We start from the raw sequence: 14,400 nt of genomic DNA on the forward strand, positions 1-14,400 counted from the left end.
CTCGACCCTCCGGGAAGGCCACCCGTGCAAACCCTGACCCGCCGCGCCCTCAACCGCGCCACCCTTGAGCGGCAGTTGCTCCTGCGCCGCGCCGACCTCACCCCGTTGCAGGCCATCGAGCACCTCGTCGGCCTGCAGGCCCAGACCCCGCACACCTGGTACGTGGGGCTGTGGACCCGGCTCACCGAGTGCCGACCCGAGGACATCGGGGCGCTGCTCACCCAACGACGGGCAGTGCGGATCGCGCTCATGCGCTCGACGATCCATTTCGTCAGCGCGTCCGACGCGCTGGCGCTACGCCCGCTCGTGCAGCCGGCGTTGGACCGCGACCTGTTCACCAACCACACACACGGCCGGTCCATGCGCGGCCTGGACACTGCCGAGCTCGTCGCTGCAGGCCGGGGACTCCTCGACGAGCAGCCGCGTACCCCGGGCGAACTGGGCCGGTTGCTGGCCCAGCGGTGGCCAGATCGGAACCCCGCGAGCCTCGCCTACGCGGTTCGCAACCTGCTGCCGGTCGTGCAAACCCCGCCGCGCGGCGTGTGGGGCGCCAGTGGCCAACCCGTCCACGCGCCGCTCGAATCGTGGGTCGGCGCGCCGCTGCGCACCGACCAGCCGATCGACCAGATGCTCCTGCGATACCTGGCCGCGTTCGGCCCGGCGACAGTACGCGACGCGCAGACCTGGTGCGGTCTCACCCGACTGGCGGAGGTGCTCGACCGGCTCCGGCCCCGCCTGGCCACGTTCCGCGACGAGAACGGCGTCGAACTGTTCGACCTACCCGACGCACCCCGACCCGACCCCCAGGTCAGCGCGCCTGCCCGGTATCTGTACGACTTCGACAACCTGCTGCTGTCTCACCACGACCGGTCCAGGGTGGTCACCGACGGCCTCCGCCAGCAGAACTTCGCGCCGCACGGTTCCGTCCCCCGCCTGGTACTCCTCGACGGCTTCACCGCAGCAACCTGGACGTTCGCCACGGCACGAGGCGCGGCGTCCCTGACCGTGCACCCATTCGAGCCACTGTCCGCAGCCGACCGCGAGGCATTGACCACCGAGGGCGGCGAGCTGCTGGACCTACTCGCCCCCAAAGCGTCACACGAGATCCGTTTCGCCACACCGACCTGAGGACCGCACTGCCGACAATGGAGGGCACGCTGCCGCGAATGCGGCAATTCGGGGCGGGCAAAAGCCGTACACGGGTCATGGGTCGTTCCTGAGACCGGGATTCCTTCGGGCGCGGCACCCACCCTGACCTGCGGAAATCTGGATCCGCAGGCAGGGGTGGGTGCGGTTGAGTCCAGTCCGATGCCGTTGGACCGGCTGTTCCCGACCTGCTCCCCCGAACCGGCCCGAATCGCGCCGCCGACCGCTGACCGCCGAAGGGGCGTGAGCTGCCGAGCACCTTGCGTCTATGCGGCCCTCTGGTAGCGGTCCGGCTGACCTTCACATGCCAGCCGAATGCGGCAGAAGCCGGATCCCACTATGCGACGCCAGGGGTGGGGACACCGGTCCGAACCGCCTCAATGAAGCCATCAGGTGGCAGGTAGCGATGCTCTTCAACGTAGTGGCCGATCAGCGCCGGTGCGGCGAAGTTCGTTCCATCCACTCCGGTGAGCCAGATCTCCCCGTTCCCGTGCGCAACATCGGGAGCTTCGTAGAGCCGAACGTCGGCCCGAATCACGCGCTGAGGCTCGACCGCTGCCTGGCAGAACTGGCAGTAGTGGTACCCACGCATGAGCCGTACTGGTGTGGCGCCGAGGCTCACCAAGCGATCTCGAACGTCTCGCGGGCAGGCTCCTGTAGTGAAGGGCATGCTCGAATCCAGCCAACCAACGGCAATGGCGTCCGGGGCGCCCGGATAGTAGTCATAGGGCGCCAGGTCAGGGATGTGGGTCACGCCTCGATCATTGCAGTCAGGCACGGCAGCGAGGATCCTCGGCATCCGGATCCCCGCCGTGTAGGCCAGGTGCTTGAGCCGGCGGGTGGCGGCATCCCGGTCCATCCGAACACCGGGGGTATTGCGCAGAATCGGCCCGCAGGTGCTCCAGCCCAAGGGCCGGCGACTCGGACGGCAGCGTGGGCCGACGGACGAGTCCGCCAGCGAATGCTCCCGGATGGCGTCGATGACGCAGACCCGATAAAACCGACCACGACTGACAGGCGCCGCGAGACCGTAGTGGGCTGGTAGCGGCGTACGTCCTCCAGCCAGCGCACACACCGCGCGACGTCCATCCGCACCACGGCGACACTAGCCGCCAGCACAGGCATGGATATCAGGGCGAGGATTCTCCCCAGCACGAAGGCCATCGATTCGCTGCTGCAATGCCCGGCGGTTGGTTCCCGGGTCGCCGCTGCGGCGTCGCTGTCACGCGCCGGGAATGCGGTCGCTCGGTCGACTCATGGGCGACAGAATGGCTGCAATCATGGTGATCGGCGGTGGGGGCGGAGGCGTCGGTGGGCGCGATGTCGCTGGGGACGGTCTTGCGGGGGCGGCTGCGAAGTTTGACGGGCGGCTCGGACGAGTTGCCTGAACCTGACTATCTGCCTGAGCTGCCGACCGTCGAGTGGGTGCGGGCTGGAGCTGGCGGGTTCGATCGAAGCGTTAGTCCGGCGGAGTTCTCGGCCGGGTTGATGACTGTGGCTCGCGATGGTGAGCCGGGTATCCGGGCCGTGGCTGTGGATGCGCTTGGTTCCGCCGAGGCACGGTGGTGGTTGGCGGTGGATGGAGCGCTGCGGGAGCAGTGGTGGTCGGCGCCGCGCTGGTCGCGGAGCCTCGCGGCGGACCTTGCAGACGGTGAGGTGGAGCTACTCCACCTGGTCATGGCCGGCTGCCACCGCGACGGGCGGATCCGCGAGGCGGCGGTCGCTCACCTGGCTGATCACGCACACCCGGCGGCGCTTGCGGTGCTGGCGCTTCGGACCGTCGACTGGGTGGCTGAGGTGCGCCAGCGGGCAAGAGGGCGGTGGAGGTTTGGTGGTCGTCATCGCGGGGTTCGTTGACCCAGCTCGCGGAAATGGCGTTCGCCCTGCGCGGGCGGGGTGAGGGCGCCTGGTTGGCAGAACACGTCGAGGGTGCCCTGCGGACCCTGCCGTTGAGTGGCTTGGAGCCGTTGCTGGCAGCGCGGGATCGTCGGACCCGGCGAGCGGCATACCGCGCCGCGACGACCGGTGGTCTGTTGAGTTTGCACCGGTTGACAACCGCCGCGATGAAAGACGACGACCTGCCGATTCGGATCCTGTGCGCCCGAGGCGCCGTTGAAGTCGCGACCGACCCCGCTCAGCTGCGTGGGTTGCTGCTTAGTAGTACGGCGCTGGTTCGGGCTGAGGCATTGCAGACCGTGACCGCGGTCGGTGATCTGAATGCTGCTGAGGCCGCGTTGCCCGATCGGCATCCGCTGGTGCGGGCGATCGCTCAGGCCGCGCTGCGCCGTAGCGGCGGGGATCCGGCAGTGTCTTATCGCCGCCTCGCCGCCGGGTGGGGGCCACCGGCGCCGGGGGTGATCGCCGGGCTGGGCGAGACCGGTGACGCCGAGGATGCCGGCCTGGTTCGGCGATGGCTGGCGCATCCACGTTCGCGTGGTCGGGTTGAAGCGGTCCGGGCGTTGCGTCGCCTCGGCGTGACCAGGTCGGCCGACCTGGTGTCGCTGCTGCGCGACGAGTCCGGTGCGGTGACCCGCCAGGTGGTGGTGGCACTGCGCCAGGACCTCGGCGTCCTTGACCCAGGGATGCTGGAGGCCCTGCTCGGTCCGGGCAACGCGCCGCATGTCAGGTTCGCGGGGTACCGGTTACTGATCGCGGGGAACGCCTGGCAACGGCTGGTCACCAATCTAAGGCTGATCGATGATCCCGACGACCGGTTGCGTGGCAGTGCGCGAGCGGACCTCAGCGCGTGGCTCGGTCGGCAAGCGGCTACGACCTATCACGGGCCGTCCCGTAAGCATGCGGCCGAACTTGACGAGCTGATCGAGGACGCTCGCCCGATCCTCGGCGAGCACACGGTGCGACTGCTGCGGTTCCACGCCGGCCTGCCCCATCGAACGGCGCTATGACCGGCGGCGACACGCCTCGTCGTCGAGCGAGCGCACCTCCGGAGCCGGGGCGCGCTCGTGGGCCACGTCCCGCAGGTTGCCACCGGCCAGGTCGAGCGCCGAGTTCGAGTACGGGCTCGTGTTCAGCAACAGATTGATCTTCGCGGCCGTGCCGTCGGCGCCGACAGCGACCGGACGGGTCGACGCCGTCACCGCCCGCACGGACCGGATGGACGTCGACGCGTAGCTGATCCGGCCCGACGGCTGCGTCGCCCGGGCCTTGCCCACCGCGCAGGATCTGCACACCACCGCGCTGGTGCGTGCGCTCGGCATCTGGCTCGGCCACCCGGCCTGAGCGGCGCATTAACTGTCGTCTCAGATTCGCTCGGTACGAAGTCGGCATCAGATAAGCGATGTGACCCGTATGGAGGAAGCTAGTGATGGCAGTCAAGGCAGCGCCGCCCGGGGAAGCGCCGGCCGGTCGCTTGGCAGGCCGGTGGGTGCCGTGGTTGGTGATCGGGTTGTGGGTGGCGCTGGCGGCGGTCATGGTGCCGTTGAGCGGGAAGTTGAGCTCGGTAACCACCGACAGAGCCGTGGACACGCTGCCGGCCAGCGCCGAGTCCACCAAGGTGGCGGTGCTGGAGGACAGCCTCCCCGGCGGTGAGGACAACACGTTCGTCTTCGTGTACCACCGCGCCGGCGGCATGACCGACGCCGACCGCGCGTCGGTCGAGCGCCACCACGACACCCTTGCCAAGCGGTACCCGCCGAAGGCGACGGCGGCCGGCGGCGAGGACGACGAGGGCCCAGCGACGAGACCCTCCACCGACGGCAAGGCGATGATGTTCACCCTCGACGTGAGCACGACCTACGGCGCACCAGAGACCCTTGTCGGCCCATTGCGTGAGGCTGCGAAGGACCGCCCCGCCGGCCTGGAACTCGACGTGACCGGACCCGCCGCGGTCGACGGCGACATGGACGCCGTCTTCGACGGCGTCGACCTGCAGGTCTTCCTCACCACCGTCGTCGTCGTCACGCTCCTGCTGATCCTCACCTACCGCAGCCCGGTGTTGTGGCTCATCCCGCTCATGGCTGTGGGCGCGGCCGCACTGACCGCGATGGCGACCGTCTACCTGCTCGTCAAGGGCTTCGGCATCGTGATCAACGACCAGAACTCGGCGCTGCTGACGATCCTGGTATTCGGCGTCGGCACGGACTACGCGCTGTTACTCATCGCCCGGTACCGGGAGACACTGCACCACCACGAGAACGTCCGGGTCGCGATGGTCCACGCGCTACGCGGCGCGGCGCCGGCCATCGTCGCGTCCGCGGCCACCGTGATCGCTGGCCTGCTCTGCCTGCTCGTCGCCGACCTGAACAGCACCAGCGGGTTGGGCCCGATCGGCGCGGCCGGCATCCTGTGCGCGCTGGTGGCCATGCTGACGCTGTTCCCGGCGCTGCTCGTGGTGCTCGGCAGGCGAATCTTCTGGCCGGCCATCCCGCGGTTCGACACGGCCGTTCAGGAGAAGCCGGGGCTGTGGGGACGGCTCGGCACCGCCATCAGCCGCCGTCGGTGGGTGGCGACGCTCGGCTCGCTCGGAGTCCTCGGCGTGCTCGCCATCGGGGTGGCGGGCAATACCGGCGCCCTGCGGGAGCAGGACCAGTTCCTGTCCGCGCCGGAGTCGGTCACCGGCTTCACCGTCCTCCGCCAGCACTTCCCGGAGCTTGGCGGCCAGCCGATGACAATCTTCACGCGGCCGGCGCACCAGGAGCGGGTGCTCGACATCGTCCAGGGCACCAGCGGTGTTGCCCTGGCCGTCCCAGGGCAGACCAGCGGAGGTTGGGCCGACATCTCCGTGTTCCCGACCGACGCGCCGGACACCGCCACGGAGTACGACACGATCAAGCGGGTGCGCACCGCCGTGCACGCGGTGAACGGGGCGGAGGCGATCGTCGGCGGGCCGAGCGCGGAGAACCTCGACACCGAGGTCACCACCACCCGCGACGAGAAGCTGGTGATCCCGCTGGTGCTCACCGTCGTCCTGATCATCCTCGGGCTACTGCTGCGCGCGATCGTGGCCCCGCTGGTCCTGATGGCGACCGTGATCGTCTCGTTCGCCGCAGCCTTCGGCGGCAGCGTGTTCGTCTTCGACACGATCCTCGGGTTCGAGGGCGTCGACTATTCGGTGCCGCTGCTGGCGTTCCTGTTCCTGGTGGCGCTCGGCATCGACTACAACATTTTCCTGGCCAGCCGGGCCCGGGAGGAGACTGTGCGCCTCGGCACCAGAGAGGGCATGCTCAAAGCCCTCTCCGCCACCGGTGGCGTCATCACCTCGGCAGGGCTGGTCCTAGCGGCCACGTTCGCGGTCCTCGCCTCACTTCCGCTGGTGATGCTGATCGAGGTCGGGTTCCTGGTCGCCTTCGGCGTGCTGCTCGACGCCTTGCTGGTGCGGTCGGTCCTGGTGCCCGCCCTCACGCTGCTGATCGGCCGGCGGATGTGGTGGCCGAGCCGGTTGTCCCGACCGGTGGAGCAGCCGGACGATCAACGGCCGGTCGTGGAGGGGCCCGCGCCGCAACGGTGAGCGCGGCGGCACAGTCGAGATCCGGGACGGGCTCTTGCCCGCCCCGGATCTTTGTCATGGCCCGGCGGCCGTCACCGTGTCCGCCGCCCTTGTCCTGCGCCGCCCGCTGCGGCGGGTCCTGGCACCGCGCGCCGTGGCGGTCCCGGCACCGTGCCGCAGCGGGTCAGCGCGCCACCGTGTCCGCCCCCGCGGTGAGCTGCGTGATCCGAGCGGGCGGGGCGGCGGCCGGAAGGATGATCCGCAGCAGCGCCCCACCGCGTGCCGACCGGGCGACGGTGACCCGGCCGGCGTGGGCGTCGACGACCCGCTGCACGATCGACAGCCCCAGACCTGATCCCGGCAGCGCCCGGGCGCTGTCGGCACGGTAGAACCGGTCGAACACCCGCGGTACGTCGGCGGCGTCGATGCCCGGCCCGGCGTCGTCGACCTCGAGGACCGCCGACGCGCCCTCGGCCCGGAGCCGCACCTGGACCGGCTGGTCAGCGGGGGACCACTTGCTGGCGTTGTCGATGAGGTTGAGCACCGCCCGCTGGAGCGCAGCGGGACGCCCGCTCACCCACGCGGAGGTCACGTCGAGCGTGACCTCGATGTCGGGCACGCGGGAACGCGCCCGGGCCGCGGCGGCCACCACCACGTCCGCGAGATCGAGCAGCTCGGCGCTCTCGTCCCTGACGTCGCCGCGCGCCAGGTCGGTCAGCTCGGCGGCAAGGGTGCTCAACTCGGCCACCTGGGCGCCGAGATCGTTGAGCAGCCGGGTCCGGCTCTCCGCCGGCAGTGCGCTGTCCAGGGTGCCGCGCCGATCGAGCCGGATCAGCAGCTCAACGTTGAGGCGCAGGCTGGTGAGCGGGGTCTTGAGTTCGTGGGCGGCGTCCTCGGCGAGCAGCCGCTGCGCCCGCCGGGAGTCCCGGAGCGCGGCGAGCATGTCGTTGATTGACCGGATCAGCCGCCGGATCTCCCCGCCGCCCTCGTCCGGGATGTCGGCGTCGAGGTCCCGCGTCTGCGCGACACGAACCGCGGCGGCAGTGAGCCGGTCGATCGGCGCCAGCCCGGTCCGCGCCACGGTCCGCCCGACAAGGGCACCCCCGACCACGCAGAGCAGTCCGATCAGCAGCATGCCCAGTCCGAACTGGTTGATCGGGCTGTCGTCGCTGTTGCGGGCCACCTGGACCGCGCCGTCGCCCGCCCGCAGCGTGTAGATGAGGTAGCCGTCCTCATCGCTGTCGTTCGACTCCATCAGGTCGGCCGACGCGCCCTGCGCCACCCGCCCGGCGTGCCCACTGACGGGGGGCAGCGCGGGTTGGCCGGCCGGCGTCCGGGTCGAACCGTCGGGCAGGATGACCCGCACCAGCCGACCGGATCCGGGATACGGCGGCAGCTGGAACTGCGCCAGACCGGTGCGCTCCACTGTCGTCGCCAGGACGCGGGAGTCCGCGCGTAGCTGATCCTCGGCGTTGTCCCGCAGCTCCGAGTCCAGCAGTTCGCTGGCCACCTGGAAGGCCACGAACACGCTGACCGCGATGGCCGTCGCCGCGATCACCGTCAGCCTGGTCCGCAAGGACCGCTGGCGCCACCATCGGGTCAGCCGGCGCGGTACCCGACCGGCGGGCCTGCTCACGGAGGAGTCTCCCGCAGCGTGTACCCCAAGCCGCGCAGCGTGTAAATCAATCGCGGCTCACCCTCGGCCTCCATCTTGCGGCGCAGATAGCTCACGTACACCTGAAGGTTGTTGGCGGTGGTGCTCATGTCGAAGCCCCAGATCGCCTCGAACAGCGCGTCACGGGTCAACACCCGGGTCGCATTGCGCACGAGGACCTGTAGCAGGGAGAACTCGGTCCGGGTCAGATACAGCGGCCGCCCACCCCGCCACGCCACGAACCTGTCCGGATCGAGCCGAACGTCGGCGAACGACAGGATCTGCGACTCGTCGTCGCCGGGCGCGCGGCGGCGCAGCAGGGCCCGGACCCGGGCCAGCAACTCCTCGGTGGCGAACGGCTTGGGCAGGTAGTCGTCGGCGCCCGCGTCCAGCCCCGCGACCCGGTCGGAGACCTGATCCCGGGCGGTCAGCATCAGTACCGGCAGATCCCGACCCGCCGCCCGCAACCGCCGGCAGGTCTCCAACCCGCCGAGGCGGGGCATCATCACGTCGAGGATCAGCAGATCCGGCGCCGCGCCACCGATCCCGTCGAGCACGGCGAGACCGTTGGAGGCGGTGCTGGTGCCGTAGCCCTCGACCTGAAGCACCCGCTCCAGCGACTCACGGATGGCCGCCTCGTCATCGGCGATCATGATTCGCACGCCGGCCCGCTCCCTCCCGTTGATGCTTTTGGGCTCATCCTCCCCGATCAACCTGAGGGCAGGATTAATGCTGCAACGGCAGTAGGCGAATACGAGGGCTACTGTGGCGCATCGCGCCTCCTGGCAACGTCTGCCACTCAGTTTCTGTCACGGATACCCGGCCGGGCACGCTCATCGGCCATGAGCGGACGTCGGCGAGGCGCGACCGTACCGGTCGCTGCACGTCGGGTTGTCCAACAACCGCACCGGATGCACGCACCCGGCCGTTCACCTTCGTCGCCGGTATCGGGCCGGCCCTGATCCTCGTTCGCGCCCGGTCATGGGCGACCGTGCGCGGACCGCCGCATGATGCAGTCCGGGGCAAGGCCACCTTGCCTGTCGCCCCAGATCAGGCCCACCGCGGGAGGAGTTTCCGGAGTAGCCCTCCAGACGGATCGGATCCAGGTATCGGACCGGGACGCGATCGCGACCCGTGATTCTGCTGGTGGGGTCGCAGGAAACGTAGGTGGCCAGGGGCGGGATGTCGAGGAGTTCGCCGCTGGCATTGATGCGGGACGTGTCGTCGCCGGTGCTGGCGAGGCCGGACTGGCAGCGGACGCAGCGGAACGCGAGCAGCGGAGAGTACGTGCGCCGAAGGGTCCAGGACGCAACGATATGAGGACGCGTAGACATGATCCCTCTGAAGGCCTGACGGAAGGCATGGGAAAAGAGCCGACGGCGACGTCGGCGACCGATGCACGGAAAAGGTGTCAGGTCTAAAGGGCAGGCGGCGTCACGCGGAGTGAAGTCCTCTCGTGAGTGGATGGGAAAAGATAGATCCAATTGCAAGGTAGGGCCGGACGGGCTGGCGAGGCCACCCATTTTTGTCGTGGTACCGCGCAGTGAGGGTTGAGGTCGGCGAACCGGCCATCGACCACGCGTCGTTCGCCTTCGCAGCCCCTGCCTGCCGTGGTCCGGCCGCCTCCGTGGAACTCGTTCCTTCCGCTGACCACTTCGACCTCTACTGGAAGGTCATGCCGCACCGCCCGACCGCATCTCCACAGGTCAGCGCAACCCCGAGCCGCCCGCCGAGGCCGTGCTCAACCGAGCGACCCCGGCGGGCGGTGTCGTCAACTGTCATATTGATCAGCGGGTAAGCGGACTTGGGGAGACGCCGAGCGCAAGGTCGAACAGCTGCGGAGTCTCAAGGCCGGCGACGCGCGCTCCAGACTGGGATGCAGAGGCGGGCGCCCGACCAGCGGCAGATCAGGATGTCGCCGGTGGTCGGCGGTGACGACAAGTCGAAGTTGGGTCAGCAAGACTACGGCTGGGAATGTCCTCAACGGTCGCACGCGCCTACCGCTCGGCACAGTCGACCCGCCCGTCGCATAGCGCTGAGGGGTGACGCCCGGTCGGCGGCAGATGTGCGCACCTGGTCATGGGAGAAACCCGTGGCTACATTGCGCGACCATGGTGATCCGTCGAGCTTCTCGACCAGTTCGACACCACGGGAAGTGTGCCCTGGATAAGGCCCGGCTGATGCCGTGTGGGGGCGGGAGGCTCAGGACAAGAAGCGGTGCAGGGCTGCGGTCAAGTCGTCGGGGTTCTCCTCGGCGACGTGGTGGCCGGACTCAATTGAGTGCCCGCGTAGATCGGGGGCCCACGGGCGCCAGACGGCTAGCGGGTCGCCGTACAGGTCTTCCATGTCGTCCCGGGTCGACCACAGCACGAGAGTTGGGCAGCGGACAGTACGACCGTCACGCCGGTCGGCTTCCTCGTGCGCTCGGTCAACGCCGAGGCCGGCTCGGTAGTCCTCCAGCATTGCCCGAACCGTGGCCGCATCGTGGATGGCCTGCCGGAACTCCTGGTAATTCGCGGCTCCCATGCTCTCGGACCGGGCCTTGTTGGCGTACCAAGCATCGGGGTCGGCGGCGATGGCTCGCTCTGGCTTGTCCGGCTGAGCAAAGAAGAACCAGTGGTACCAGTCATGGGCGAACTTCGCATCGCACCTGGCAAGAGCCTCACTGATGGGAACGCCGTCAATGATCACAAGATGACCGACAGTGTCGGGATGATCAAGCGCTTGGCGCAACGCCACGTACGACCCACGGTCATGTCCGACCGTTGCGAACGTCGGGTGGCCCAGTTTCTCCATCAGCTGGACCATGTCCGCGGCAACCACTCGCTTGGACTGCTGCGAGTGATCCGCGAGGATCTGCGCCTTGCTGGACTGCCCGTAGCCGCGCATATCGGGACAGACGACGGTGAACCCGCGATCAACCAGCTGCGGCGCGACGCGATGCCACGTCGATCCCGTACGCGGATGCCCGTGGATGAGCAGGACCGGAGGCCCGTGCCCCGCATACCGGACCCGGAGCTCCACCTCCCCGACATCGACCCGCTCGTCCTCGAAACCGTCAAACATGCGCGGAAAGTATCCAGGCCCCCGCCAAGAAAAACATCTACTCATCGGCATGAGTGGACGCCGCCCTACCCCCTCCGCGGAAGGCGCCAGCGCTGACGCCTTCGGGTCCGCCGAAGAGGTCACCGAACAGAGAGCCCTGCTCAACGCGCTGTCGGTGGGATTGATGTTCCAGCCGTTAGGACGGGTGCCGCCTTCTGAACGGCAACGCGCAGCGACAAAAGCCGAATAACTCTGTCCAGAGATGATCCGTTCCGACGGCCGGCGCGAACCGGCGAGGCGGTCGGATCCATGGGGCCTGCCGGATACCCCGAACTACGCGGCTTCGCCGCCGGCGTGGCCAGCGACCGCGACGCGGTCGCCGCCGCCTCACCCAACCCTGGAGCTCAGGTCCGGTCGAAGGCCATGTCAACCGCGTCAAAACCATGAAGCGACAGATGTACGGCCGCGCGAACCTCGACCTCCTCCGGCACTCCCATGTCCGCCGCGTCCGATGGCGCCCCTCAAAACGGGATAGCCATGTCGGACCGGCCGGTGCGATGATCGACATCTGGGTCGCTAGCTCAACTGGATAGAGCATTCGACTGAGTAGCGTGTCCGCTCCCCGCTTGCACGGTGATGGGTGCGCTTCCTTCTCCTAGTTGGATCGAAGGGTTCGGGGTTCGAGTCCCCGGCGACCCACTGTGCCGCAGCTGCCGAGGGGCAACTGCCGGAGTTGGCCGGAACGGGGAACCACGTGCTCGAGAAGCTGATCATCCAGAAGACCCTGCGCGTGCCGGCCAGCACTGGCGCGGCTGGCGATAGCACGGCGCTGGCCCGACAGCTGGACGTGGCGCTGCTCGATGTCGGGTTTTCGGCGTCGCGCGCTCTGCTGGAGCACATCGGCGCCCTGGCCCCGGCGCCGGCAATGGACCTGGCAGCCATGGTCGTCTCGGCGGTGCGCGAACTGGTGGGCGACCATGTCCAGCACAACGCCTATTTCATCGGCTTCCCTGATGACGTGCCGGACACCGCCGAGTTCTGGACGGATCGGCTGCGGGCGGCAGCTTTCACCGGCGGAGGCACGGCAACCGACGAGCAGTTGCGGGACGTCGCCGCCTCGGGTGCGCTGAACCTGCTGGACCTGCCGACTTATGGGACCTACCAGCACACCTATGCCGAGCTGTTGGCCGCGCACGACGAGCTGATCGCCGCAGCCGGTGACCGGGTGACCTTGCTACGCCTCGGCGACGCTGTCGCCGTAGAGGCAACGCTGCTGTATCTGGCCCTGGCCAGTAGCTCAACGCCGCTCGGCGAAGCGGACCTCGCGATCCTCAGCGAGCTCGCGGTCGCGTGCGTGGACGGCGCGCAGCCGGCCGAGATCCCCGTACGGGAGAACCGTGCCGTGCTCAACGGGATCCGGCTCGTTCTCGGCCGGCCGCTGGTTGACGTGGACACGACGACCGACGTGCTGCGCCTCGCCTGCCAGGTATCCGGCGGCGACGCATCGCTCGTGACACCCACGCGATTCCGCGCCTTCCGACGCCCGGAGCGGCGCGTCCTTCTCGCCGCGCTGAACGATGTCGTCGGCGCGAGTCCAGGCAAGCTCGGCGATGTCGTGCGCTACGCGGAGCGGTGGAAGCGGCTCGGGGAACGGCTGCATCCGCACGAGTACGACCAGTGGCCGCACGCACAGGCGGTGTTCGAGGTCGCGCGTGGCGAGCGGCGGGTACGCAACCTCGCCGGCCGCGCGGAGGCGGCGGTCCGTGCCGGCGCCATCGGCTCAGCCGCATCGGTACTGTCGGCGGCGCCGGGTCTACTCCTGCGATCGGCGGACCGGCTGCTGCGGCTGGCGCCGGCGTCGGAGCGCACCGCTGTCGTCGACGCCGTCAACGGTGCGCTCGGCTCGGCGTCCGGGCGAGTGCTGCTCTCGCTGCGGGAGCATGTCGACAACCGGCTGACGCCCGCGTCGGCCCGGATGTACGCGAGCCGCTCGCGCACCGCATGGGTCGGCCCCGACGAGCGGCCACCGCTGCCGGCCGACCTGGTGGCCGAGCTGTCGTCGCTGCTTGACGCCGAGATCAGCACCCGACTGCCGAAGCATGATCGGCCGCTGCTGGTGGATCCGGAGGTGCTCGACGTCGCGCTGCCGCTGTCCGGCAAGGCGGCAGAGGGCGGCTTCGCGGTCCTGCCAAGGGGCTCGCGGGCATCGGTGTCCGGTGAGCTTCTGCGCTTCTTCATGTACTGGCGCCAGACCAATCGTCGTACCGACTACGACCTGTCGGTGCTGCTGCTCGATGACGAGTTCCACGGTGCAGGCCAAGTGTCGTGGACGAACTACCGCCACAACGGTGTGGTGTATTCCGGCGACATCACCGACGCGGCGAACGGCGCAACCGAGTTCATCGACATGCCCATGACCACCGGTGGGCACTATGTCGTCCCGCAGGTCCATATCTACACGGGTGAGTCGTTCGACGAGGTCGCCGAATCGATGTTCGGCTACCAGACCCGAACACAGGACCAGCTCGGTGCCCCATTTGACGCACGGACGGTCCGGGCGCGTTCGCACCTGCGTGGCCAGGGCCGGGTCGCGCTGCCAATGGTGTTCGTCAGGCGCGAGGACGGCTGGCAGGCCGTATGGCTGCACCTGTACCTGCGAGGTACGCCGTCGTTCAATCGGGTGGAGGACAACACGTTCACCACGGCCGACCGAGTACGAGCACTGATGGAGCGGCGTTACCTCACCGTGTCATACCTTGTCGACCGATGGCGCGCACGGGCCGAGGTGATGACGTGGGACGGTCGGCTGCCAGACGAGCCGGTCACGTTCATCGGCATTCAGGCGCCCGAGGACCTGCCAGACGGGTCGGAGGCATATACACTTGATCGACTCAGTGAGCTGATCCCTGAGTAGGTTTGCGACAGCCGAGGCTATGCGGGTGCTTCCTTCTATTCCCGTTCAACTCGGGAAGCTCCGCGCAAGCGGAGGATGTGGTTATTCCAGCCCCTGCGCTTTCCTCGGCTCTCGCGGCGAGCCACAGGAATCCGGTGGCCTCGTCGACTGGTGTGCAGAACGATCTTCGTACGTCTGCGGACCTGCATCCGGCGA

General features: G+C 68.9%; 9 protein-coding genes and 1 tRNA gene. 5 read left to right on the plus strand and 5 right to left on the minus strand.

All coding sequences use genetic code 11. The features are described from left to right. The first annotated feature begins 24 nt into the window (after positions 1-24). Positions 25-1,128 (plus strand): winged helix DNA-binding domain-containing protein, encoded by a 1,104-nt coding sequence (locus tag AB0K35_RS04320; protein WP_363883675.1) that lies wholly within the window; start codon positions 25-27, stop codon positions 1,126-1,128. Positions 1,129-1,483: 355 nt separating this feature from the next. Here the strand turns inward: AB0K35_RS04320 and AB0K35_RS04325 are convergent, their stop codons facing one another. Further along, the gene (locus AB0K35_RS04325) at positions 1,484-2,005 is read right to left on the minus strand and encodes a hypothetical protein (RefSeq protein WP_363883677.1); all 522 of its coding nucleotides are present in this window, start codon (positions 2,003-2,005) and stop codon (positions 1,484-1,486) included. 994 nt (positions 2,006-2,999) lie between these two features. On the opposite strand from AB0K35_RS04325, the gene AB0K35_RS04330 reads away from it, so the two are divergent. Continuing rightward, complete coding sequence (locus AB0K35_RS04330) at positions 3,000-4,052, plus strand: hypothetical protein (RefSeq protein WP_363883679.1); 1,053 nt, start codon at positions 3,000-3,002, stop codon at positions 4,050-4,052. Here AB0K35_RS04330 and AB0K35_RS04335 read toward each other — a convergent pair. Further along, positions 4,047-4,364, minus strand: coding sequence for a hypothetical protein (locus AB0K35_RS04335; RefSeq protein WP_363883681.1), 318 nt, complete (start codon positions 4,362-4,364; stop codon positions 4,047-4,049). The genes AB0K35_RS04330 and AB0K35_RS04335 overlap by 6 nt on opposite strands. A 107-nt stretch (positions 4,365-4,471) precedes the next feature. Here AB0K35_RS04335 and AB0K35_RS04340 point away from each other — a divergent pair, with 107 nt between their 5' ends. Further along, the gene (locus AB0K35_RS04340) at positions 4,472-6,613 is read left to right on the plus strand and encodes an MMPL family transporter (RefSeq protein ID WP_363883683.1); all 2,142 of its coding nucleotides are present in this window, start codon (positions 4,472-4,474) and stop codon (positions 6,611-6,613) included. Between the two features lie 163 nt (positions 6,614-6,776). Here the strand turns inward: AB0K35_RS04340 and AB0K35_RS04345 are convergent, their stop codons facing one another. The 3 genes from AB0K35_RS04345 to AB0K35_RS04355 all read right to left on the minus strand — a co-directional run bounded on the left by AB0K35_RS04345 (position 6,777) and on the right by AB0K35_RS04355 (position 11,312). Then, positions 6,777-8,150 (minus strand): HAMP domain-containing sensor histidine kinase, encoded by a 1,374-nt coding sequence (locus AB0K35_RS04345; RefSeq protein WP_363883685.1) that lies wholly within the window; start codon positions 8,148-8,150, stop codon positions 6,777-6,779. A 74-nt stretch (positions 8,151-8,224) separates the two neighbouring features. Beyond that, positions 8,225-8,908 carry a response regulator transcription factor gene (locus AB0K35_RS04350; protein ID WP_363883687.1) on the minus strand — a complete coding sequence of 228 codons (684 nt, stop codon included), beginning with the start codon at positions 8,906-8,908 and terminating at the stop codon, positions 8,225-8,227. Positions 8,909-10,448: 1,540 nt separating this feature from the next. Next, a complete protein-coding gene (locus tag AB0K35_RS04355; protein WP_238671377.1) occupies positions 10,449-11,312 on the minus strand; it encodes an alpha/beta hydrolase in 864 nt (287 codons plus the stop codon). A gap of 549 nt (positions 11,313-11,861) precedes the next feature. Between AB0K35_RS04355 and AB0K35_RS04360 the strand changes: the two genes are divergently transcribed. Together AB0K35_RS04360 and AB0K35_RS04365 are read left to right on the plus strand one after the other, a co-directional pair. Continuing rightward, positions 11,862-11,990, plus strand: a tRNA-OTHER gene (locus AB0K35_RS04360). Positions 11,991-12,045: 55 nt separating this feature from the next. Further along, positions 12,046-14,205, plus strand: a complete 2,160-nt coding sequence (locus tag AB0K35_RS04365) for a hypothetical protein (RefSeq protein ID WP_363883689.1) — start codon at positions 12,046-12,048, stop codon at positions 14,203-14,205. Positions 14,206-14,400 lie beyond the last annotated feature (195 nt).

It is taken from the genome of Micromonospora sp. NPDC053740 (assembly GCF_040677775.1).
Taxonomy (GTDB): Bacteria; Actinomycetota; Actinomycetes; order Mycobacteriales; family Micromonosporaceae; genus Micromonospora; species Micromonospora alfalfae.

Excerpts from the sequence above, each read along its gene's own strand:
- AB0K35_RS04340 (WP_363883683.1), top strand. The coding sequence starts at position 4,472 with ATGGCAGTCAAGGCAGCGCCGCCCGGGGAAGCGCCGGCCGGTCGCTTG.
- AB0K35_RS04325 (WP_363883677.1), bottom strand. The coding sequence starts at position 2,005 with ATGGACCGGGATGCCGCCACCCGCCGGCTCAAGCACCTGGCCTACACG.
- AB0K35_RS04355 (WP_238671377.1), bottom strand. The coding sequence starts at position 11,312 with ATGTTTGACGGTTTCGAGGACGAGCGGGTCGATGTCGGGGAGGTGGAG.
- AB0K35_RS04335 (WP_363883681.1), bottom strand. The coding sequence starts at position 4,364 with ATGCCGAGCGCACGCACCAGCGCGGTGGTGTGCAGATCCTGCGCGGTG.